This window comes from Actinophytocola sp. (assembly GCF_036378875.1).
Lineage (GTDB): Bacteria > Actinomycetota > Actinomycetes > Mycobacteriales > Pseudonocardiaceae > Actinophytocola.
This window is the reverse complement of record NZ_DASUVO010000003.1, coordinates 65,466-87,148: the sequence shown is the minus strand read 5'-3', so window position 1 is coordinate 87,148 and position 21,683 is coordinate 65,466. Positions and strand designations below refer to the sequence as shown.

General features: G+C 70.2%; 18 protein-coding genes and 1 tRNA gene. 10 read left to right on the top strand and 9 right to left on the bottom strand.

Annotation, left to right across the window (positions count from 1 at the left end):
• The first annotated feature begins 10 nt into the window (after positions 1 to 10).
• Entirely contained in the window at positions 11 to 910 is a 900-nt protein-coding gene (locus tag VF106_RS01465; RefSeq protein ID WP_330837684.1) for a MerR family transcriptional regulator, read from the top strand.
• Here the strand turns inward: VF106_RS01465 and surE are convergent.
• A complete protein-coding gene (surE, locus tag VF106_RS01460) occupies positions 907 to 1,647 on the bottom strand; it encodes a 5'/3'-nucleotidase SurE (protein ID WP_330837683.1) in 741 nt (246 codons plus the stop codon). The two genes, VF106_RS01465 and surE, sit on opposite strands and share 4 nt — an antisense overlap.
• Positions 1,648 to 1,729: 82 nt before the next feature.
• On the opposite strand from surE, the gene VF106_RS01455 reads away from it, so the two are divergent.
• The 3 genes from VF106_RS01455 to VF106_RS01445 all read left to right on the top strand — a co-directional run bounded on the left by VF106_RS01455 (position 1,730) and on the right by VF106_RS01445 (position 4,743).
• Positions 1,730 to 2,380, top strand: coding sequence for an enoyl-CoA hydratase-related protein (locus tag VF106_RS01455; RefSeq protein WP_330837682.1), 651 nt, complete (start codon positions 1,730 to 1,732; stop codon positions 2,378 to 2,380).
• An 11-nt stretch (positions 2,381 to 2,391) separates the two neighbouring features.
• On the top strand, positions 2,392 to 2,985 hold the full coding sequence (locus VF106_RS01450) for a hypothetical protein (RefSeq protein WP_330837681.1): 594 nt from the start codon (positions 2,392 to 2,394) through the stop codon (positions 2,983 to 2,985).
• A gap of 162 nt (positions 2,986 to 3,147) precedes the next feature.
• Entirely contained in the window at positions 3,148 to 4,743 is a 1,596-nt protein-coding gene (locus VF106_RS01445; RefSeq protein ID WP_330837680.1) for an ABC-F family ATP-binding cassette domain-containing protein, read from the top strand.
• Here the strand turns inward: VF106_RS01445 and VF106_RS01440 are convergent.
• The gene (locus VF106_RS01440) at positions 4,697 to 5,962 is read right to left on the bottom strand and encodes an alpha-amylase family protein (protein ID WP_330837679.1); all 1,266 of its coding nucleotides are present in this window, start codon (positions 5,960 to 5,962) and stop codon (positions 4,697 to 4,699) included. The two genes, VF106_RS01445 and VF106_RS01440, sit on opposite strands and share 47 nt — an antisense overlap.
• Entirely contained in the window at positions 5,959 to 6,384 is a 426-nt protein-coding gene (locus tag VF106_RS01435) for a MarR family winged helix-turn-helix transcriptional regulator (protein WP_330837678.1), read from the bottom strand. Before VF106_RS01435 ends, VF106_RS01440 begins: the two co-directional genes overlap by 4 nt.
• A 35-nt stretch (positions 6,385 to 6,419) precedes the next feature.
• Here VF106_RS01435 and VF106_RS01430 point away from each other — a divergent pair, with 35 nt between their 5' ends.
• On the top strand, positions 6,420 to 7,409 hold the full coding sequence (locus VF106_RS01430; protein ID WP_330837677.1) for an FUSC family protein: 990 nt from the start codon (positions 6,420 to 6,422) through the stop codon (positions 7,407 to 7,409).
• A 106-nt stretch (positions 7,410 to 7,515) separates the two neighbouring features.
• Here the strand turns inward: VF106_RS01430 and VF106_RS01425 are convergent, their stop codons facing one another.
• The 3 genes from VF106_RS01425 to VF106_RS01415 form a co-directional block, all read right to left on the bottom strand.
• Complete coding sequence (locus VF106_RS01425) at positions 7,516 to 7,983, bottom strand: hypothetical protein (protein WP_330837676.1); 468 nt, start codon at positions 7,981 to 7,983, stop codon at positions 7,516 to 7,518.
• A 199-nt stretch (positions 7,984 to 8,182) separates the two neighbouring features.
• Positions 8,183 to 8,255, bottom strand: a tRNA-Arg gene (locus tag VF106_RS01420).
• A gap of 97 nt (positions 8,256 to 8,352) precedes the next feature.
• Positions 8,353 to 9,426 carry a LacI family DNA-binding transcriptional regulator gene (locus VF106_RS01415; protein ID WP_330837675.1) on the bottom strand — a complete coding sequence of 358 codons (1,074 nt, stop codon included), beginning with the start codon at positions 9,424 to 9,426 and terminating at the stop codon, positions 8,353 to 8,355.
• A gap of 96 nt (positions 9,427 to 9,522) precedes the next feature.
• Between VF106_RS01415 and VF106_RS01410 the strand changes: the two genes are divergently transcribed.
• Together VF106_RS01410 and VF106_RS01405 are read left to right on the top strand one after the other, a co-directional pair.
• Positions 9,523 to 10,719 carry an MFS transporter gene (locus tag VF106_RS01410; RefSeq protein ID WP_330837674.1) on the top strand — a complete coding sequence of 399 codons (1,197 nt, stop codon included), beginning with the start codon at positions 9,523 to 9,525 and terminating at the stop codon, positions 10,717 to 10,719.
• Positions 10,720 to 10,732: 13 nt separating this feature from the next.
• The gene (locus VF106_RS01405) at positions 10,733 to 12,700 is read left to right on the top strand and encodes a bifunctional copper resistance protein CopD/cytochrome c oxidase assembly protein (RefSeq protein WP_330837673.1); all 1,968 of its coding nucleotides are present in this window, start codon (positions 10,733 to 10,735) and stop codon (positions 12,698 to 12,700) included.
• Here VF106_RS01405 and VF106_RS01400 read toward each other — a convergent pair.
• Genes VF106_RS01400 through VF106_RS01390 form a run of 3 tightly spaced genes read right to left on the bottom strand, consistent with a single transcriptional unit; the run spans position 12,697 to position 15,094 of the window.
• Positions 12,697 to 13,506, bottom strand: a complete 810-nt coding sequence (locus VF106_RS01400) for an ABC transporter permease (RefSeq protein ID WP_330837672.1) — start codon at positions 13,504 to 13,506, stop codon at positions 12,697 to 12,699. The two genes, VF106_RS01405 and VF106_RS01400, sit on opposite strands and share 4 nt — an antisense overlap.
• An 11-nt stretch (positions 13,507 to 13,517) precedes the next feature.
• The gene (locus VF106_RS01395) at positions 13,518 to 14,456 is read right to left on the bottom strand and encodes an efflux ABC transporter ATPase subunit, DrrA-related (RefSeq protein ID WP_330837671.1); all 939 of its coding nucleotides are present in this window, start codon (positions 14,454 to 14,456) and stop codon (positions 13,518 to 13,520) included.
• The gene (locus VF106_RS01390) at positions 14,453 to 15,094 is read right to left on the bottom strand and encodes a TetR/AcrR family transcriptional regulator (protein ID WP_330837670.1); all 642 of its coding nucleotides are present in this window, start codon (positions 15,092 to 15,094) and stop codon (positions 14,453 to 14,455) included. The genes VF106_RS01395 and VF106_RS01390 overlap by 4 nt, the downstream gene beginning before the upstream one ends.
• A gap of 240 nt (positions 15,095 to 15,334) precedes the next feature.
• Between VF106_RS01390 and VF106_RS01385 the strand changes: the two genes are divergently transcribed.
• From VF106_RS01385 to VF106_RS01375, 3 genes are all read left to right on the top strand, one after another.
• Entirely contained in the window at positions 15,335 to 15,787 is a 453-nt protein-coding gene (locus tag VF106_RS01385) for a single-stranded DNA-binding protein (RefSeq protein WP_330837669.1), read from the top strand.
• A gap of 157 nt (positions 15,788 to 15,944) precedes the next feature.
• Entirely contained in the window at positions 15,945 to 17,621 is a 1,677-nt protein-coding gene (ettA, locus tag VF106_RS01380; RefSeq protein ID WP_330837668.1) for an energy-dependent translational throttle protein EttA, read from the top strand.
• Positions 17,622 to 17,633: 12 nt separating this feature from the next.
• Entirely contained in the window at positions 17,634 to 21,602 is a 3,969-nt protein-coding gene (locus tag VF106_RS01375) for a hypothetical protein (RefSeq protein WP_330837667.1), read from the top strand.
• Positions 21,603 to 21,683 lie beyond the last annotated feature (81 nt).

Sequence of the window (21,683 nt, the reverse complement as noted above, 5' to 3'; positions counted from 1 at the left end):
GCCAGCGAGTGTGACCGAGGACACAACACTCGGCATCGGCGACCTGTCGCGGTTGACCGGCGTGCCCGTGCGTACGATCCGCTTCTACTGCGACGAGGGCATCCTGGAAACCCGCCGCAGCGCGGGCGGCCACCGCCGGTTCGACCAGAGCGCCACCGACCGGCTCACGCTCGTCCGCCGCCTGCGGGCACTCGGTCTCGGCCTCCCCGCGATCACCGACGTGCTCACCGGCCGGCGCGCACTCGACGAGGTCGTGGCGGAGGAGCGGGCCACCGTGGACGCCGAGCTGGCCGTGCTCGGCTGGCGTCGGGCGGCGCTGCGGGCCGTCGAGCAGGCCGGCCCTGCCGGTCGCGCGGCCAGGCTCGCGCTGCTGTCCGCCGCCCACGACGGTCGGGCCGCCCACGGTGAGCTGGTCGCGTTCTGGCGCCGGTTCTTCGCCGAGCCGTTCCCTCGCGAGCTGTTTCACGCCTTTGTCGCCATGAACGTGCCGGAACCGCCAGCCGATCCCACTCCCGAACAGGTCGTCGCGTACGCCGAGATGGTCACGCTGACCGGCGCGCTGCTCGCTCCGTTCGCCGAGCGGGCCAACGCGAACCGGCACCTCGACGAGACGGCCCTGCTCACCGGGGTCGGCGCGGCGTGCGAGCGGGTCGTGCCACTGGTCGCGGCGGGCCGGACACCCACACCCGGGACCGAGCTGGACCAGTTCGTCGACGTGCACGCGTCCGTCCGCGGTCGCCGCGACACCCCGGCGTTCCGCCGCGAGCTGTTCGCCTACAGCGCGCCCGACCGTGACCCGAGGATGCGTCGGTACTGGGCTCTCGTCGGCACGGTCACCGGCGAGGCGGCCACGGTCGGCACCTGGCACGGCTGGCTGCTCGACGCGCTGGAGACGTCCGTGGGTCGCTAGTGCGGCTGGTTCAACAGGTCCTCGTTCTCGTGTACTGAGCACAGCGGCGTCACCGTGACGTGCCCGTCGGCGAGCAGAGCGGCGTCCGTGCCGGGTTCGAGCTCGCCGCTCACCTCCACCGTCGCCACCTCGAACACGCCGTCCACCAGCTCCGACACCGTGCTCCGCACCCGCCCGTACGTGGCGAGCCGGGCCCACCGCACGGGACCGGTCCGCCCGGCTGGCACGTCCGGCACGTTCACGTTGAGCACCGTGCCGGGATCGCTCGCCGCCGCCAGCCGCATCAGGTCACTCGCCGCGTTCGCCGCCGCGTCCCAGTGCGGCTCGGGTTCGCCGAACGCGACGTCCAGGGACACGGCGACCGCGCGGGCGCCGTTGATGCCCGCGGTCAGCGCGGCACCGACCGTGCCGGAGTGCAGCACGGCCCGCCCCACGTTGCCGCCCCGGTTCACCCCGGACAGCACCAGGTCGGGCCGTTCCCCGAAACCGCCATGGCACGCGGCCAGCGCGATCAGGCCCGGATGGGCGGCGACCGCGTAGGCGTCGACGTCCGGTAGGCCTGGCAGTCTTCGGTGCTCGACGGCGATCCGCCGGTGGTCCTTCGCCGCGGTCAGCCCGGCGCCGGTGCCGCTCGCCTCGTCTGCAGGCGCCGCCACGACCGTTGGCCAGCCGAGATCGAGCGCGCAGCGGGCGAGTGCCGCCAGTCCGGGGGAGTCGATGCCATCGTCGTTCGTCACGAGTACCCGGGGGACCATGCCTTCCGCATACCCGCCCGGAGCGGGGGTTACTCCGTTGTTACTGGCCAGTATCGTTGGCCGCATGCCGACACTCACACGCGAGGGCGACGTCTACGTGCTCGACCTCGGCGACGGGGAGAACCGGTTCACCCCGGACTGGCTCGCCGCGATGAACACCGCGCTCGACGAGGTCGAGCGGACACCGGCGCCGCTCGTCACCACCGCGAGCAGCAAGATCTACTCGAACGGCCTCGACCTCGACTGGCTCGGGCAGCACGGTGACCAGCTGCAGGACTACGTGGCGAAGGTGCAGGGCCTGCTCGCGCGGGTGCTGGCCTTCGGTGTGCCGACCATCGCCGCGTTACCCGGGCACGCGTTCGCCGCGGGCGCCATGTTGGCGCTCGCGCACGACTTCCGCGTGATGCGCGCCGACCGCGGCTTCTTCTGCCTGCCCGAGGTGGACATCAACATCCCGTTCACGCCGGGCATGGCCGCGTTGATCCAGGCCAAGCTTCCCCCGGCCGCCGCGCTGGAGGCCATGACCACGGGCCGGCGTTTCGGCGGCACCGACGCCGCGGCGGCCGGGCTGGTCGACGAGGCGGTGCCGGAGGCGGAGGTCCGCACGCGGGCGCTGGCGCGTGCGGGCGGGCTCGTCGGCAAGAACCCGCAGACCCTCGCCGCCATCAAGAACCAGATGTACGTTGGCCCACTGGCGGCGCTCCGCGAGGGCTAACCTTTCGCGCCGTGGAATTACAGAGTCTGCGGCAGGAGATCGACGCGCTCGGCGAGGCGGAGTGGACCTCCTGGTCGCACGCCTATGGCAGGGCCAGGGACACCCCTGGCCATCTGGCCGCGCTGCTCGGCGACGACCTGGAGGCGCAGGAAGGCGCCGCTTACCACTTCCAGTCGGCGATCGTGCACCAGTACACGGTCTGGCCGGCGAGCCCCGACGCGTTCGGCTTGCTCATCCGCGTGCTGCGGGTGAAACCGTTGCCCACCAAGGTGCTCGAGGACTGTCTCGAAGCGCTGGCCGAGTCGGCCGAGTACCTCGGGGACGTCCCGACCGGCACGCCGATCCCCGAACTGTCCCCCGCCGCGCGCGTGCGACTCGACCAGGTCGAGGACGAAGACGACGACGATGAGGACGACGAGGTCGAGGAGTGGGTCGAGGAAGAGGACGAGGAAGTGGACGACGAGGCCGTCGACGAGGAGGTCTGGAACTGGGTTCTGGCCCGCATGGCCGCGCTCCGGCCGGCTGTGACCGAGCTCGTCGATGAGCTGGCCGATCGCGCGCCCGCGGCGTGCGCCGAGGTCCGTGAGGCGTGGCAACCGAAGTAGCTCTTGCTATCGTCGATGTTGATCGCGTCGAAGGGGAGAGGCTTCGCCATGTCGCAGTCCGAGGACGACATCTCCGGGTGAGCCCGCATCGGTGAGCGGTGCCCGCGCGCACCGCTTCCTTGTCATGCCCTCGTTCCTGCCATGCGCACGGAGAGCTTCCTCATGTCCAAGATCGTTTGCTCGAACCTGTCCTTCTCGTGGCCGGACGGCACGCCGGTGTTCACCGACCTGTCCTTCGCCTTCGGCGCCGGCCGCACCGGCATGGTCGCCGCCAACGGCGCCGGCAAGAGCACCCTGCTGCGCCTGATCGCCGGCGAGTACGCACCCGACAGCGGCGCGATCTCCGTCGACGGTGTGCTCGGCTACCTGCCACAGACCCTGCCGCTCACCGGTGCCCCGACCGTCGCCGAGGTACTGGAGATCGCCCCGATCGTGGCCGCCCTGGCGGCCATCGAGACCGGCGACGCGAGCGAGGAGAACTTCGCCGTCGTCGGAAACGACTGGGACATCGAGGAACGCGCCCGCGCACAGCTCGATCGGCTTGGCCTCGGTGACGTCGCGCTGGACCGTCCTATCGGCACACTCTCCGGCGGTCAGGTCGTCTCGCTCGGCTTGGCCGCGCAGCTGCTGAAACAACCCGACGTCCTCCTGCTCGACGAGCCGACCAACAACCTCGATCGCGACGCCAGGCACCGGCTGTACGACGTGCTCGGTGACTGGAACGGCTGCCTGCTCCTGGTGAGCCACGACCGCGTGCTGCTCGACCGGATGGACCGCATCGCCGAGCTGGGCGGTGACGAGATCTCCTTCCACGGCGGGAACTTCTCGGAGTACCAGGCCGCGAAGCAGTCCGCCCGCGAGGTCGCCGAGAAGAACCACCGCGCCGCGGAACAGGAGGTCAAACGCGAGAAGCGGGAGCTGCGGCAGGCGCGGGAACGAGCGCAGAAACGCGCGAGCAACGCGGCCCGCACCAACACCGACATCCCGAGGATCGTGCGTGGCGGGCTGCAACGGCGTGCTCAGGAGTCCGCCGGCAAGGCGAACGACATGCACTCCCAACGGTTGGAGGGTGCCAAGGCCCGACTCGCGGACGCGGACCAGGCACTGCGCGAGGACGACACGCTCTCGCTGTCACTGCCGGACACGACCGTGCCGGCGGGCCGAACCGTCTTCCACGGTGAGCGGATCCGCGTGCGTGACCTGTTCACCGGCGATGGCGTGAACCTCATCGTCCGCGGCCCGGAACGAATCGCGCTCACCGGCGCGAACGGCACGGGCAAGTCGACACTGCTGCGCGCGATGAGCGGCGACCTGGAACCGGACGGCGGCCTGATGAACCGCGCGGACGGCCGCGTCGCCTACCTGTCGCAGCGGCTGGACCTGCTCGACCCGGAACGCAGCACGCTGGAGAACCTGCGTGCGTTCGCGCCCCGGCTGACCCCGACCGAGACCATGCACCTGTTGGCCCGCTTCCTCTTCCGCGAGGAACGCGCCCAACTTCCCGTCGGTGTGCTGTCGGGCGGCGAGCGGCTGCGTGCGACGCTGCTGTGTGTGCTCCGGGCCGAGCCGGCGCCGCACCTGCTGCTGCTCGACGAACCGACGAACAACCTCGACCTGGCGAGTGTCGAGCAGCTGACGAGCGCGCTCACCGCCTACGAGGGCGCGTTCGTGGTCGTCAGCCACGACGACCGGTTCCTCGCCGACCTCGGCATCACCCGCCGGCTGGACCTGGCGGACGGGGTGCTGACGGAACGCTGAGCACCGCCCAACCGAAGCCGGGCACGACGGCGTCCTCGCCGTGCTGCCCGACCTCGCCGAGCAGCACCTCCGATTGTCCGGTGTGGACGGTCGTCGGTGTCTCGGCGAGGTTGAGCACCGTCAGCAGCCGGTGTGTGCCGTCGGTGGTGTCGAGGACGGCCGCGGTGTTGGTCACCTCGCGCGCCGTGGTGCCGGCCCGGTGCAGCCACGGGTGGCGCCGGCGCAGGCCGATCAGGTCCTGGTGCAGGCGAAACGTCGGCGCACCCCATGGCGCGAGGTCGTCCGGCGTCGGCGGGAACTCGGGCCGCACCGCGTCGTCCCCACCGGCACGTTCCTCTTTGACACCACGGAAAGCCTGCTCGTCGCCGTAGTAGACCGCAGGCGTGCCGCCGACGGTGAACAGCACGGCCAGCGCGTGGGGCAGCAGGCGCTCGTCGGTGAGCCGGCTCGCGATGCGGGTGACGTCGTGGTTGCCGGTGAACGTCAGCGGCACGAACGACTCCAGGCACGCGGTGTGCCGCTTCAACGCCCACGCCAGCTCGAACAGGTTGTGGTCGTTGAGTGAGCTCCAGATCGCCTTCCACAGCTCGTACTGCGTGACCGCGTGCATCCCGGTCTCGGCGACGATGGCCGGGTAGTCGCCGTGGATGACCTCGCCGACGAGATACGCCTCCGGGTGCCGGCGCCGCACGCGGCCGAGCACGTCGGCCAGGAACGGCCGGGGCATCGCGTATGCCGCGTCGAGCCGCCAACCGTCCGCGCCGGCGTCGAGCCAGTGGCACATGACGTCGGTGACGTAGTCACGCACGGCCGGGGAGTCGTGGTCGAGCGCCGCCAGATGCTCGTGTCCCTCGAACGTGGCCCCGGAGAACCAGTCCGTGCGGGCGAACGAGCGTCCGACGTGGTTGAACACGCCGTCCAGCAACACTTTCATGCCGCGTTCGTGTGCGGCGTCGAGCAGGTCGGCGAAGTCGGCGGCGTCCCCGAGCCGCGGGTCGATGCGGTAGTGGTCCACCGTGTCGTAGCCGTGGGTCTCGGCCGCGAAGACGGGCCCGAGGGCGAGCCCGGAGACACCGAGCCGGACCGCGTAGTCCAGCCAGTCCCTCAGCCGGGGGAGACGGTGCACGACGTCCGGTTGTGCGTGCGGCTCCGCGCCGAGGAAGCCCAACGGGTAGACGTGCCACCAGATGGCGTGGCGAACCCAGTCCGGTTCGCTCATCGCGCCAACCGGTCCATGAGGTCGGCGGCTGTGCTCAGCACATGTATCTCCCGGTCTGTGAGGTCGTCGAACGCGGCGGCGAGCCACGCGTCGCGGTGGGCCATGTCCCGGCGCAGCGCGTCCGTGCCCTCGGTCGTCAGCTCCAGCACCGCGCCACGCCGGTCGGCCGTGTTGGGCGTGCGCCGCACCAGTCCCGCCGCCACCAACTCGGCGAACACCCGCGTGAGCGACTGCGGTTGCTGCCGCTCGGCGGCCGTGATCTCGCCAGGGCTGCTCGGCCCGCACCGGTACAGGTGGCCAAGCACGCCGATCTTGTTGTTGCTCAGGGCGTCCGGCGGCCGCTCAGCCCGCAGCCGCCGGGCCAGCCTGGTCACGGCGCCACGGGTCTCTTCGGCCACCGCCCGCCGCTGCTCCGGGGTCATATTAGTACGCTATCACTTAGTATCTTGGTGTGCTGATGACCATGACGGCAACGCTGGCCAGCTACTTCTCGGTGCTCTGGCTCGAACACCTCGCCCACCTCCGGGTCGACGCCGTCGTGCTGGCGGTGGTCCTCGCGGTGACGCTGGCCCGCCCACTCCGGCGCGCCGACCTGACCGACCGCGCGATCGGCCTCGTGCTGTTCCCGGTGGTCACGGTGGGCGCGAGCGGGATCGGCATGCTGCTGCCCGGTGTCCTCGGCAGCGCGCTGTTCGTACTCGCGGTCAGCGCGACCATCTGGATACGCCGCTGGGGACCGCGGTTCACCACGGCCGGCGCGCTCGCCACGGCACCGCTGCTCGCCACGCTGATCCTCCCGGCGGTGCCCGGCCGCAGCCCGGTCCTGTGGACGGCCGTGGTCGCCGTGATCGCATACGCCTGGGCTTCGGTGCTCGTGCGGAGGCGGCCACCCGAGCCCCGGGCCAGCTCCCCGCGGATCAGCACGCGCATGGCCGTGCAGATGGGGGTCGCGCTGGCGGCGTCGTTCGCGGCCGGCCACGTGGTGTTCGGCACCCACTGGTCCTGGGTGGTGCTCACGGCGTTCGTCGTGTGCAGCGCGAACCGTGGTCGCGGGGACGTGCTGCGCAAGGGCATGCTGCGGGTGGCAGGCGCCGCGGCGGGCACAGGCGTCGCGACCGTGCTCACCGGACTGCTCACCCCCGCGAACCCGTGGCAGGTCGTGGCGATCTTCGTCCTGCTGGCCGCGGGCATCTGGCTGCGCCCGGTCAGCTACGCCTACTGGGCCGGCTGCGTCACGGCCGCACTCGCGTTCCTGTACGGCTACTTCGGCGAGGCGGGGACGAGCCTGCTACTGACCCGCCTCGGCGGCGTGGTCCTCGGCGGCCTGATCGGGGCCGCCGCCTCCTGGTTCGTCCTGCCGGTCAGAGGACGGGACGACCCGGCCGCCACGGTGCGCGCGTGGCTGGCACGGGTTCATGCCATGGTGCGGCGCGTGCTGTCACGCTGAACAAATCGCGCGCCCCCGGCAGGCCTACGTCGCGGCGATCCGCCGCTATGGGGCGCACCTGGGCATGCCGGACTTCATCGCACCCCAGGATTGGATGTTCATAGCGTCAGCTGCTCAATTCCTCCCGGGCCGCGGCGAGAAACGCGACCTTGGGCCCTTGAAGGTAGTCCCACATCGTGACACCCTCCGGCTCCTGCCAGAGAACATGATCGAGGGCGCGCACGTACGCGCGTGCCAGGTCATGCAGAGGCGTGGCGAACAGAACCTGGATCATCCGCTCGCACACCCACAGATCATCGACGATGTCCAGCGCGGACACCTTCCACGCAGGCGTGGCGTCACGATCCTCGGCAGCGCGCTCGGCCTGCTGGGCGACGCGGATGAATTGACGCAACAACTCCAACCGCTCCACTCGGCGGGCCTCGGCTCGCTCGTCGGCTCGCCGGCGCTGATCGCTGCGGTCGGAGCGGCGCTGCGCGCTGGCTTGGGCCAGGTAGGACAGGCCGCCACCGAGCACCACACCCATCAGGGAGAGGATCGAGACCCACACCTGTATCTGCACAAGGCGATACATACCAAACGATCACTCCGCTCGGCGTCGGCATTCCCTCCTGACGCCAGCCAACCGCAAGGTCGTTCTCACCGACGAGAGCGTGACCGGCCTACGCGCCTGCATGGCCGCGGATGAGGGAGCCGCCCGGAACGAAAGAGGCAGGTAAAAGGCATGTTGATCACGACCCGGAATCGTGATCAACGCCGGACCTGCACTAGCGCGCCCCCGGCAGGACTCGAACCTGCGACCCAGAGCTTAGAAGGCTCCTGCTCTCTCCGCTGAGCTACGAGGGCATAAGACACCCACCCCGCCAGGCGGATGCCGTCTCCAGTGGGTCTGATCGCTCGCGGAGGCTCTGGCGTTTCTCGTTGTGACCAACTTGACCACAGGTCACATCGCGGCAGCGGTCGAGCCGCGCACCACCAGGTCCACGTCGATGGTGACCGGTTTGTCCGGTCTGGCGCCGTTCAGCATGCGTAACGCCAGCTCACCGGCTTGTCTGCCCTTGGCGACCAGGTCCTGTCGCACGGTCGTGAGGTCGCCCCAACTGGCGGCCGGGGTGTCATCGAAACCCACGATCGACACCTCCGCCGGAACGGACATTCCGAGCTCGTTCGCCGCCCGGATGGCGCCCAGCGCCAGCTCGTCGGACATGCACAGCAGGGCGGTCGGCCTCGGCTCGCGACCGAGCAGCCATCTGGCGCCCTCCCTGCCCAACTCCCGGACACTGCCCGGCGCCTCCCAGATCGGCACCGCGTCGGCGACGATACCGTGTTCGGCCAGGGCTTTCAGATACCCGGACAGCCGGTCGAGGGTGACCCGGAACCGCGCCGCGGCGATCCTTTGTGGACTGACCGGGCCGTGTGCGCCGTCGGCGCTCATCGCGAGCGAGATGATGCCCAGCTGCCGGTGTCCGAGGCTCGTCACGTGGCGGCCGGCCTGGAGTGCCCCACCCAGGTCGTCCACCCGGACCTGCGCGGCGTCCGGTACGTCCGGCTCGTCGACGACCACGAGCGGCAGCCCCCGCTCACGCACGGCGTCCAGTGCGGGCGCGTCGTCCGGGAGCGAGTACGCGATGGCCACGTCGGTGTGGGCTCGGATCACGCTCCGGGCGCCCGGTCCGTTGCCGCCCGTGCCAGGCAGGAGCAGCAGTGACCGCTCGCCGCTGTCCACGGTGGCCGACAGGGCGTCGAGCGTGATCGACAACGCCGGGTCGGAGAACGCGGAGGACAGGCCGTCGCACAGCATGACCGCCACCGAGCCGGTCCGCTGGGTGGCGAGGCTGCGTGCCACCGGGTCCGGGCCCGCGTAGCCGAGTTGCTTGGCCGTCGCGATGATCCGCTCTCGCAGTGCCGGAGAGAGCTGGTCCGGCCGGTTGTAGGCGTTCGAGACCGTGGCCCGGGAGACCCCGACGCGCTGGGCGACGGTGTCCAGCGTGGGGCGACGTTCCCGGTCCTTGCTCACCGGTCAAGCCTACGACCAGGCGAGACGGAAACTCCCTAGCCATCTCTGAAGCGCTTCAGTACCGTGGTTCGAAGGTGTTCAGGGAGGGGTGACCAGGTGCGTTCCGCCGGGCTTTCGGTGTTCTTGTTCTTCGCGCTCAACGGCCTCATCGCCGGCTCGTGGGCGCCGCGCATGCCGACACTCGCCGATCAGATCGACGCGAGCCACGGCGTGCTCGGTCTCGCGCTGCTCGGCGCCAGCGTCGGCATGATCAGCGCGGCGTCGGTGTCCGGCCGGTTGTGCACACGCTTCGGCGCCCGCGCCACCATGATGACGTCGGCCCTGATCGGCGTGGTCACGCTGCCCGTGCTCGCGTCTGTCACGTCACCACTGCAACTCGGGCTCATGCTGGTGCTGCTCGGCGCGTGCTTCGGCATGTTCGACGTGGCCATGAACGTCGCCGCGGTGACCGTCATCCGCCGCACCGAACGGCCGCTGATGCCGGTCTTCCACGCCGGGTTCAGCTTCGGCGCGCTCGCAGGCTCACTGGGCGCCGCCGTCGCCGCGGGGCACCACGTGGGGCTGGTGCCACACTTCCTGCTGGTCTCCGTCGTCATGCTGGCCGTCAGCGTGGTGTTGATCCGGTACGTCCCACGCGAGGAGCCGGCGCCCGACACCGGTGCGCACGCCGGTCTCGACCGCCGTATGCTGCGCCGCCCCGTGTTGTGGCTGCTCGGCCTCATCGCGATGTTCTCCGCGCTCGTCGAGGGCGCGAACGGCGACTGGTCCGCGCTGTTCTCGGTCCGCGAACGCGGCATGTCCGAGGCGGCCGGCGCGGTCACCTTCTCCGTGTTCTGTGTGGTCATGGCGGTCGTGCGGCTGGCCGGCGAGCAGATCGAGCGCCGCTTCGGCGCGGTCCGGATCCTGGTCGCCGGCGCGCTGCTGGCCGGCGTCGGCATGCTCGCCGCCGCGATCCTGCCGTTCGCCTGGGTCACCTACGCCGGGTTCGCGCTGGCCGGTGGTGGTCTCGCGTTCGCCTTCCCGGTCGCGCTCGACCTCGCGGGCGCGGTCGGCCGGCGCGGCGACGGCACCGGTGGTGAGCGGGAGATCGGGTTCGTCACGACCATCGCGTACTCGGGTTTCCTGATCGGCCCACCCATGATCGGCGGGATCGCGCAGCTGACCAGCCTGGAGTTCGCCATCGGGTTCTCCGGGGTGCTCGCGATGCTGATCGCGCCCGTCGCGCTGGGCTCCGCGGCGGCACGCAGGCGCGAGGAGGAGCAAGCCGCCCAAGAGTTCTCGAAGGTGTCTTGACTACGCTCAGAGTGTGTCCGTCGACAGCCCGCCGACGCGCGGTCCGAGTGTCCTCCCGCTGGTCTTCATCGCCACGCCGTTCGCGGCGCTCGTCGCGATCCTGCTGCTGAGCTACTCGACCTCCGACGCGACCCTGGACGTGAAGCTCGGCGCGGTGGTCCGCGTCGGCGCGAACGCGGGCGCCGTGCTGACCGTCGGTGCGTTGCTGTTCGCCGCCTTCCTCGTCGCGCCGCAGAAGTCGGGCACGCTCGCGGCGGGCGGTTACGCGGCACTGCGTGCGGCCGCCTGGTCGTCGCTGTTGTGGGCCGTTACGGCGCTGGCCTCGATACCGTTCCTGGTCGGTGACGCGGTCGGGCGGTCGGCGTGGGACATGATCACCGATCCCGGGCTGATGACCGACCTCGTCGGCGCGCTGGAACAGGCCAAGGCCTGGCTGATCACGGCCGCGATCGCGGTGTTCATCTCGTTCGCCGCGTTCGTCGTGCTGTCGTGGGGCTGGACGACCGTGCTGTTCGGGCTCGCGGTTTTCGGCGTGCTGCCGGTGCCGATGACCGGCCACTCCTCATCCGGGGGCCAGCACGACCTGGCCAGCAACAGCCTCGTGTTCCACCTGGTCGGCGCGTCGCTCTGGGTGGGCGGGCTGGTCGCGCTGATGGTGTTCGCGCGCCGGTTCCCGCGCGGTGAGGCGTTACGGGTCGCCGCCTCGCGGTTCTCCGCGACCGCGCTCGTGTGCTGGATCGTCATGGCGGCCTCCGGCGTGATCAACGCCTGGGTGCGCGTGCCCGTGCGGGAGCTGTTCACCAGCACCTACGGCCTGCTGGTGGTCGCGAAGATCGTCGCGCTGCTGATCCTCGGCGTGTTCGGGTACGCCCACCGGCAGCGCAGCGTGCGTGCGATCCAGGAGGGCGGCAGCGGCAACCAACTGGTCCGGCTCGCCGCGGTCGAGGTGCTGGTCATGTTCGCCACCATCGGCATCGCGGTCGCCCTCGCCAGGACGCCCCCACCGCCGCTGCGGTACTTACCCGGCCAGGTCGAGCTGGAGCTCGGCTACCCGATCGACCAGCCGCCGACGCTCGCGACCCTGCTGTTCGACTGGCGGTTCGACCTGATCTTCGGCACGCTCGCGATCGCTCTCGCCGTCCTGTACCTGCTTGGCGTGCGCAAGCTGCTGGCCAGAGGCGACAAGTGGCCGATGGGCCGGGTCGTTGCGTGGCTCGCCGGCTGCGCGGTGCTCCTGTTCGCCACCTCGTCCGGCATCGGCCGGTACGCGCCTGCGATGTTCAGCGTGCACATGGAAACGCACATGATGCTGTCCATGCTGGCGCCGGTGCTCCTGGTCCTCGGCGGGCCGGTCACGCTCGCGCTGCGGGCGCTTCCCGTGGCCGGCAAGGACGGGACGCCTGGCCCGCGTGAGTGGCTGCTCGCGTTCGTCCGCTCGCCGCTGTCGCGCTTCCTGACCAACCCGATCGTGGCGCTCGTGCTCTTCGTCGGGTCGTTCTACGTGCTGTACTTCTCCGGCCTGTTCGACTGGGCGCTGGACAAGCACTGGGCGCACCTGCTGATGAACGCCCACTTCCTGCTGGTCGGCTACATCTTCTACTGGCCGGTGATCGGTATCGACCCGTCACCCCGCAGGCTGCCGCACATCGCCCGGCTCGGCATGGTGTTCGCCTCGCTGCCGTTCCACGCGTTCTTCGGCGTGATCCTCATGGGCAAGCAGACGGTCATCGGCCAGGAGTTCTACCAGCGGCTCGCGCTGCCGTGGACCGCCGACCTGATGTCCGACCAGCGGCTCGGCGGCGGCATCGCCTGGGCGGCCGGGGAACTGCCGCTGCTGATCGTGCTGGTCGCCCTGCTGGTGCAGTGGGCCAGGGCGGACGACCGGGAGGCCCGGCGGCAGGACCGCCGGGCCGATACCGAGGGCGACGAGGATCGCGAGGCCTACAACGCCATGCTGAAGAAGCTCTCCGACAAGAGCTAGCTGGCGATGGGACGCCGGAACCCGCGGACCGCGGCGAACACACCCACCACCAGCAGCCCGGCGCTCGCGGCGAGCGCCCCGACGACCCCGCCACCGACCGGCATGTCCAGCGCCAGGTTGCGGGAGGCGTCGACCGCGTAGGTCAGCGGGTTGATCGTGGCGACCACTCGCAGCCAGGCCGGCAGGCTGTCCACCGGCACGAACGCGCTCGAGGCGAACATCAGCGGGAACATGGCGAGGAAACCGACCGTCTGCATGGTCTCCGCGTTGCGCACCCACGCGCCGACCGCCAGGAAGATCCACGACAGCGCCCAGCTGACGGCCAGTGCGAGCAGGTACGCCGGCAGCACGCCCAGCACCCCGCCGGCGGGGGAGAAGTCGAACAGCGCCACGGCCGCGACCAGCAGGATCGCCAGCTGCAGCGCGGTGCGGGTCAGGTCGGCGAGACTGCGCGCGACCAGCACCGACATGTTGTTGACCGGCAGCGAGCGCAGGCGCGCCAGCACGCCGTTCTTCATGTCCGTCACGAGCCCGATGCCGGACTGGAGTGCCGCGCTGACGCCGGTGGTGACCAGGATCGCCGGCATCAGGTAGTCGATGTAGCTGACCCCGGCTGGGAAGCTGCTGGTGCCGGCCATGCCGCTGAAGACCTGGCTGAACAGCAACAGCATGATCAGTGGCTGTAACAGGCTGAAGATCATCAGCTTGGGATCGCTCACCAGCGCGCGCACCGAGCGGCCGGTGAGGATGCCGATCTGGTTGAGAACGCTCGTGCCCCGCCAGCGGGGGACCGCGATGGTAGTCATGGGGTGCTCCTTCAGGCGGCTTTGTTCTTGGCGAGGGTGAGGTAGACGTCGTCGAGGCTCGGCTCGGTGATCGCCAGTTGGGCCACCTCGACCTTGACCTCGTCCAGCGCCCGGACCACGACCGCGAGGTCGGCGGAGGAGGCGACGGGCGTGCGCAGCTCAGCCTTCGGCGCGTCGAGCACCGGCGCGAGACCGTGCTTCTCCAACGAGACGATGGCGGCGGGCGCGTCCTGCTGGCTCGCAAGGGTGACGTGCACCGCCCGCTTGCCGACCTGGGCCTTCAGCTCGGCGGCCGTGCCCGAGGCGACGACCTTGCCGGCCGACATCACGGCGATCGAGTCGGCCAGGCGGTCGGCTTCCTCCAGGTACTGAGTCGTCAGCAACACGGTCGTACCGTCGTCGACGAGGGCCTCGACGATCTCCCACAGCCCGATCCGGCTCGCCGGGTCCAACCCGGTGGTCGGCTCGTCGAGGAAGATGACGTCCGGTCGGCCGACGAGGCTGGCGGCCAGGTCGAGGCGCCTGCGCATGCCGCCCGAGTAGGTCCTGGCCGGGCGTTTGGCCGCGTCGGTGAGGTCGAAGAGGTCGAGTAGCTCGTCGGCTCTTGCCCTGGCCTCGCCGCGGCTGGCGCCCAACAGGCGGGCGATGAGCACGAGGTTGTCGAAGCCGGACAGCTGCTCGTCGACGGAGGCGAACTGGCCGGTGAGGCCGATCCGGCCCCGCACCTCGTTGCCCTGGCTGACCACGTCGAACCCGGCGACCGTCGCGGTCCCGCTCGTCGGCGGGAGCATGGTCGTGAGGACGTTGACGAGCGTAGTCTTGCCGGCGCCGTTGTGGCCGAGCAGGCCGAGGACGGTGCCGCGCGGGACCGTGACGCTGACCCCGTCCAGGGCGGTCACGTCGCCGAAGGTCTTCGAGACCTCGGTGGCTTCGATCATGGTGTCGGTCATTGCTGGTTCCCCTTTTGTGTGTGGATGACCCCGTGCAGGACCAGGTCGACGATCTCCGCCGGGTCGCTGGAGGCCTCGCCGAAGTTCTCGCCCTGCATGCGGTTGGTGAGGACGAGGCCGAGCAGCATCTGGACGGCCCGCTCCGGCTCGACGCGGAGGTTGTCGGTGGCCGGGTCGATGAGGCCGCTGATGGCGTTCGAGACGCGGAGCAGTTCGGGTGGCGGCCCTGGCTTACGGGGTTCGTCGCCTTCGTGCAGGTGGCGCTGCATGGCCTCGGGACCGACGCTCGCGCGCATGGCCTGTCCGAGACCCCAGACGCGGTCGAGGTAGCCGCTGATCGTGCGGACGCCTTCGGTGAGCCGCTGTTGGAGCGGATTGTCCCGCCCGATGCGCTCGATCATGGCGACCTCCTCGTCGGAGTTCATGCCCGCCCGCATGCAGGCGATGAGGAGGTCCTGTTTGTCCTTGAAGGCGCGGAAGACGGTGCCTTCCGCGATCCCAGCGGCGGCGGCGATCTGGCTGGTGGAGACGTTGCCGCCGTGCTCGATCAGGAGGGGGATGGTGCTGCGCACGATCGCGGCGCGGCGTTCCTCCTGGCTCATCGCAGGCGCCCGGCGCTTCTTCTCGTCCTCGACCATGCCACCACTGTACGAGTGAGTACTCACTCACGTCAATGAGTGAGAACTCACTCATGCTGTGCGCGCTACCACACCGCACCGACAATCACGCGATTCGAGCGGGCCCGCGACCCCCACTTGTCCACAGCCACCACACCAGTCCACAACTCGTCGGTAGCTTTTCGCGCCCGCTCGCCGGCCACGGCAACCTGGATCCGTCACCCCGGTGCACCCCGCACCTCTCGTGGAAAGGACGAGCCAGTGAGCATCAACTCGACCCCCATCACCGTCGTCGGCAGGGTCATGTCCGACATCACCGCCCGGGTCACCTCGACCGGGATCAAGGTCGCCAACTTCCGCCTGCTGACGCAGGAACACATCTATGACAAGGAGACAGGGACGTGGATGGACGGCGACCGCATGTACATGACGATCGTGTGCTGGCGCCGGCTGGCGGAGAACGTGGTGGAGTGCTTGCACAAGAGCGACCAGATCGTGGTGCATGGTCGGCTGAAGATCATCGAGTACAAGGCGGCCAACGGCGATCCGCGCGTGAAGATCGAGGTGGAGGCCAAGGCGCTCGGGCCGGACCTGACGTTGAGCACCGTCACGATCAACCGTCCGGACTGGGCGATCTCGCCCAACCAACAAACGCTGGTGAATCCACCACCCGCCCAGGAACCCACGCAGGAGGAGGTCGCCCAGGCCGCCTGAGCCGCCGAGTCCAACCCTCAGGAAGGAGTTGATGAGCCGAGCAGCCGTCGACCGACTCCCCCGGCTGGCGGATGCCGTCTGACTCGACGGGTTCCCGGCGGGCGGTTCTGCCACACCGAGGTCATGGCCATGTGCGGACCGCTCTACGATCGCGGCCATGGCCGAGTTCATCTACACCATGAAAAAGGTGCGCAAGGCGCACGGGGACAAGGTCATCCTTGATGACGTCACCCTCTCGTTCTATCCAGGGGCGAAGATCGGGGTGGTTGGGCCCAACGGCGCGGGTAAGTCAAGCGTGCTCAAGATCATGGCGGGCTTGGACCAACCGAACAACGGTGAGGCGTTCCTGTCGCCCGGGTACTCCGTCGGCATCCTGCAGCAGGAGCCGCCGCTGAACGAGGACAAGACCGTCCTGGGCAACGTCCAGGAGGGTCTCGGCGAGATCCACCAGAAGCTCGCTCGGTTCAACGAGATCGCCGAGAAGATGGCGACGGACTACTCCGACGAGCTCATGGAGGAGATGGGCCGGCTCCAGGAGGACCTCGACCACGCGGACGCCTGGGACCTGGACTCGCAGTTGGAGCAGGCCATGGACGCCCTGCGGTGCCCGCCTCGGGACGCGGACGTCAAGCTGCTCTCCGGGGGTGAACGCCGCCGGGTGGCGCTGTGCAAACTGCTGCTGTCCAAGCCGGATCTGCTGTTGCTGGACGAGCCGACGAACCATCTGGACGCGGAGAGCGTCCTGTGGTTGGAACAACACCTCGCCCAGTACGAGGGCGCTGTCCTGGCGGTCACCCACGACCGGTACTTCCTGGACAACCTCTCGCAGTGGATCATGGAGCTGGACCGCGGCAAGGCGGTCGGCTACGAGGGCAACTACTCGACCTACCTGGAGAAGAAGGCGGAACGGCTGGCGGTCCAGGGCAAGAAGGACCAGAAACTGCAGAAGCGGCTGAAGGACGAGCTCGCCTGGGTGCGGTCGAACGCGAAGGCGCGGCAGACCAAGTCCAGGGCACGTCTCGACCGCTACGAGGAGATGGCGGCGGAGGCCGAGCGCACACGCAAGCTCGACTTCGAGGAGATCCAGATCCCGCCGGGGCCCCGGCTGGGCAACGTCGTGGTCGAGGTGAACAAGCTGAAGAAGGGGTTCGGCGACCGGGTGCTCATCGACGGCCTGTCGTTCGACCTGCCGCGCAACGGCATCATCGGCGTGATCGGCCCGAACGGGGTCGGCAAGACGACGCTGTTCAAGACGATCGTCGGCCTCGAGCAGCCGGACGACGGCGAGGTCAGGGTCGGCGACACCGTGAAGCTGTCCTACGTCGACCAGAACCGTGCCGGGCTCGATCCGAAGAAGAACGTGTGGGAGGTGGTGTCCGAAGGGCTGGATTACATCCATGTCGGCCAGGTCGAGATGCCTTCCCGCGCGTACGTCAGCGCGTTCGGGTTCAAGGGCGCCGACCAGCAGAAGCCGTCCGGCGTGCTGTCCGGTGGTGAACGCAACAGGCTGAACCTCGCGATGACCCTCAAGCAGGGCGGGAACCTGATCCTGCTCGACGAGCCGACGAACGACCTCGACGTGGAGACGCTGAGCTCGCTGGAGAACGCGTTGGAGCAGTTCCCCGGCTGTGCTGTGGTGATCTCCCACGACAGGTGGTTCCTCGACCGCGTCGCGACGCATATCCTCGCGTGGGAGGGCAACGACGAGAACCCTGCCAAATGGTTCTGGTTCGAGGGCAACTTCGAGGGCTACGAGAAGAACAAGATCGAACGCCTTGGCGAGGAAGCCGCCCGTCCGCATCGGGTCACCTATCGCAAGTTGACCCGGGACTAGGTTGGGGGTGCGGTGGCGGCGGCCTGGAACGATGCGCCGGCGGCTGGTGGGCTGAACGAGTGTGCCGCTCTCGTTCGCTCCGCGGAGGCACTGCGTACGTCCGCACCCGAGCTCAGCGTCCAGCTCGCCCGCCGCGCACTGCTCGTCGGTGCCACTGACTTCGGTGCGACGGCGGTGAACGTCGGCGAGGCCAGAAGCCTGTCCATGCGTGCGAAGGCCGTGCTCGCGGCTGGGCTGGTGCGAACCAGCCAGTACGCGGGTGCGGTGGAGCCCGGGTTCGAGGCGCTCGCGTTGGCCGAGTCAGCCGGCGCGCTGGTGCTGGCGGCCGAGATCAGGCTCGACCTCGCCGCGTGCGCGCAGGACCTCGGTGAGCCGCTGCTGGGCGGCGGGTTGCTGCGGCCGGTGCTGGAGGCCGGGCACGCACCGCCGTCGGTGCGTGCGGCCGCGCTCGGCCGGCTCGTCGGCTGCATCGCGCACGTGGCACGTCGTGACGACGTCGAGGACGCGCTCTCCGAGGCGGACCGGCTACTGGCCGCCGACGACGGGCTGAATCCCGACGCGCGGCGGATCGAGCGTGCCCGGCTGGCCGTGCGGTCGGCGGCGTACCACCGCTGGTACGGCGACAACGAGGACGCGGTGACGGCCGCGCGGGACGGGCTCACGCTGCTGGGCCGGCTCCGCCGCGAGCTTCGTGCGGACAGCGACCGTCTACGGACGCGGCTCGTGCTGGAGCTGGTGTGCGCGCTGCTGGACGAGGGCGAGTTGTGGGAGGCCGAGGAGACCGCCCGCCCGACGCTGGAGGAGCCGGTGCGTGCCACGTCGGCGGCGTCGGTCGGCCAGCTGATGCTGGCGGTGGCGACCCGCGTGCACCTGCCGGCGGGCGGGGTGGACCGCGGGCGTGGGCTGGTGTCCGAGGCGGCATGGTTGGCGGAGCGGCACGGACAGGACTCGGTGCTGGCCGACGCCCTGACCGAGCTGTCCCGCCTCGACGAGCAGGCAGGCCGCGCACGGGAAGCGCTGGAGGCCCTGCGTGCCGCCCGGGCCGCCGAACAACGCAGGATGCGCGCGATGTCCCGCGCCGCCCGGCACATGCTGGTACAGGTGGGTGCCGCCCAGGGCGGAAGGGACGTGACGCAGCAAGCGGCCGCGTTGCTACGTCAACTGGCGCACCCCACGGGTGTGCCGGTCGCGGTGGCACCGCCGCCGGTGGCCCGCGCCACGCTGTCTCCGTCACGGACACCGGAGCCACCGGCGGGTGTGCCGGCAGCGCCGACCGAGGGCACCACGGAGAAAAGCAGGGCACTGCTCGACCGTGAGGGCCTGTTCCGCAGGCTGCGCGCGGTCCGCAAGGGCGAGCGGCCGGTGGCGCTGACGCTTGTCCGCTTCGAACCGAACAACGGCGACGCCGACCCGGACGAGGCGGACCGCGGCCCGGACACCGGCATCATGGTCGGTCTGGCCGACAAGGTCCGCGACCTGGCGCCGAAAGACGCGGAGGTCGCGCGCTCCGACGGCGGCGAACTGGCCGTGTTGCTGCCCCACACCACACGCGACCAGGCAGAGGAGTTCGCGGCGGCGATCCGTGAAACGGCCTGGCTGGCCGGCAGCGGCAAGGACATGAGCATCAGCACGGGCGTGGTTTCCGACCCGCAGACAACCGACACACCGGTGGACGCCGCCGGCCTGCTGACGGCCGCGAGGGACGCACTGACCCCTGTCCTCGCCGCCCCCACCACGTCGCCGCAGGTCGCCCCGCCCGCTCCGGAGGAGGCACCCGTTCAGGAACCCGCGCCCGCTCCGGAAGCCGCGGCACCAAGCCCGGCCGCCCCGGCCCCGAAGAGCGCACTGGCGGAAGACACCCCGACCACCCCACTACACGCGGCGACCACGAACGACCCAACAAAGGCGGGCCGCTCGATCCTGAACTCCCTGAGCATCCAAACGGGCAGCGGTGGCCGCCGCCGAGCCTCCGGCAGCGATCCGGGCGAAGAGCCCCGCCGCGCAACGGACCCGGCGGTAGGCCAACGCTGGACCCGCACGGAAAACGGCCCCACCGCCGACGAGACCGCGGCCAGGGAGTCGCCCGAGCCATCAGGTTGGCCGGCGGAGCCAGACATCTCCCAGCCACTACGCCCGCCAACACCGACGCCAGCGGCAACATCGGCGGCGAGGCCCAGAACGGCCGACGCAGCGTCGAGCTACGACGAAACAAGGGCAGAACTGGCCCGAATGATGTCGGAGCTGAACGCCAAGGCCCTCCGAGCCCGCACGAACACGGCCCAACCCGCCACCACGCAAGACACCCCCACCGAAGGCGACCCCTCGCGGGAACAGCCCTCAGCGCACAGCCCTTCCGCCGCGGCGGAAGCCGCACCCCCGGCTGCCACCGACCCTCGCGCCGCAGCGGCCGAGCACACCACAACCGGGGCAGATGCGGGACCAGGCCAGCAACTCCCCACTGGCGTCCCCAACTTCGCGGCACCGGAACAAGCCCCGACCACCATCAGCGACCCAGCGGCGACGCCGACATCGGACAGCGGAGGTGGTTTCGCCGGCCTGTATGGCTCGACAGCTCAACAGGCCCACGCCAACCACACGTCGACTGAGCGAGATGACTCGGCTGCCGGCGCGGATCGACACGGTTCGGTCAGCGCGCTGACGAGGTTTGGCGTCGCGGGTGCTGCTGAGCGGTCGGAGTCGGCGAGTGACTCTGGAGAGGGGTCCGGATCGGGCGGTGGAGGTGGTTTTGCTGGGTTGTATGGCTCGACGGCCCAGCCGGCTTCGCCGGACCACGCCGCTACCGAGCGGCCTGACCCGGTTGGCGGCGCGGATGGGTATGGCTCGGCTGGCGAGTCGGCGAGGTTCGGCGCAGGTGCTGCCGAGCGGGCTGAGCAACTCGGCACTCCCGAGTGGCTTGGCTCCGCCGGCCTCGCTGAGCGCTTCGGCTCGGCGAGGCCTCTGGAGCGGTACGACTCCGCGGGTTCTGTCGGGTGGCATGGCAGCGCCGTCGAGGGCAGCAGCCCCGCCGAGCGGCACGACCTGTCTGGCTCGGCTGGGCAGTACAGCGCCGAGCAGTTCGGCTCCGATCTCGCCGCGGACCGCGGCCCTGCTGGCGAACCGCCCACTCCCGCCGCTGTCGTCGATCAGTTCGATGTCGCCGCCGTGGCGGATGTGGTGACTCCTCGTCAGTCCATTCCCACGCCGCCCACGCCGGACGAGATGCCTCAGCCACCCGGTGGGCCGGACATCCCCGAGCCGCCCAGCCGTCCGGACATACCTCAGCCGCCCGAGCCGGATGTCACCCCGGAGCGCGAGCCAGGCTCACCAAGGCCCCCGGGTGTTGACACCCGGTCCAGGCTCATGGCGGCCTTCGACGCGCTCACCGGCCCGGTTCCCACGTCCTCGGATGAGGACCCCGAAGGGGTGAAGTCCGGTTTCCGCGTGGATCTCGGCAGTGGGATCGAACTGCCGTCGCGTAAGCCGTTGACGTCCTGGGCCGCGTTGGAGTCGTCCGCCGTCGTGGAGTCGCCCGCGGAAGGGCTCTTCGGGAAGTCGACGGAGCCGGGGGACACGCCACCGTCCGGGGCCGCGTTCTCGGCGAATGAACCGGATGGTTTGTCGGCGGTGTTCGAGCAGCGGACGTCGTCCGGGTTTCTCGCGGTGTCGGCGCCCGGTGATCGGGTGGGTGGCGCGGCGAAGGGGGAGCCGTCCGTCGCTGAGCGGGAGCCGTCTGGCGCTTCGGCCGGGCTGTCCGCGACGACCTACGATCACCCGATCGGGCCCGAACCGCGGCCCGAAGGACTGCCTCGGCGTGGGGAGCGATCCGCCACGACCATTGCCAGTCTGCTCACCGAGGCACTGGCCGCGTACCAGGCCACGGGCGATGACGGCGGTGACGAGGAGCCTCGAACACCCGATCGGTTCGACTCGTTCATGGGGGACCCGAACACGGCCATGGGTCGCCACCGGTCGCCCGAGTGAGCCCGGGCGGTTAGTCGTACCGTTGCTCACGTCGCCCAACCCCCGCGGCACACCGTGGTGCCGCCAATAGTGGAGTCGCCT

Bases quoted from the DNA above. Each gene is read 5' to 3' on its own strand.
- VF106_RS01455 (WP_330837682.1), top strand. From the start codon at position 1,730: ATGCCGACACTCACACGCGAGGGCGACGTCTACGTGCTCGACCTCGGC.
- VF106_RS01400 (WP_330837672.1), bottom strand. From the start codon at position 13,506: ATGACTACCATCGCGGTCCCCCGCTGGCGGGGCACGAGCGTTCTCAAC.
- VF106_RS01440 (WP_330837679.1), bottom strand. From the start codon at position 5,962: ATGAGCGAACCGGACTGGGTTCGCCACGCCATCTGGTGGCACGTCTAC.
- VF106_RS01430 (WP_330837677.1), top strand. From the start codon at position 6,420: ATGACCATGACGGCAACGCTGGCCAGCTACTTCTCGGTGCTCTGGCTC.
- ettA (WP_330837668.1), top strand. From the start codon at position 15,945: ATGGCCGAGTTCATCTACACCATGAAAAAGGTGCGCAAGGCGCACGGG.
- VF106_RS01425 (WP_330837676.1), bottom strand. From the start codon at position 7,983: ATGTATCGCCTTGTGCAGATACAGGTGTGGGTCTCGATCCTCTCCCTG.
- VF106_RS01445 (WP_330837680.1), top strand. From the start codon at position 3,148: ATGTCCAAGATCGTTTGCTCGAACCTGTCCTTCTCGTGGCCGGACGGC.
- VF106_RS01390 (WP_330837670.1), bottom strand. From the start codon at position 15,094: ATGGTCGAGGACGAGAAGAAGCGCCGGGCGCCTGCGATGAGCCAGGAG.
- VF106_RS01395 (WP_330837671.1), bottom strand. From the start codon at position 14,456: ATGACCGACACCATGATCGAAGCCACCGAGGTCTCGAAGACCTTCGGC.
- VF106_RS01435 (WP_330837678.1), bottom strand. From the start codon at position 6,384: ATGACCCCGGAGCAGCGGCGGGCGGTGGCCGAAGAGACCCGTGGCGCC.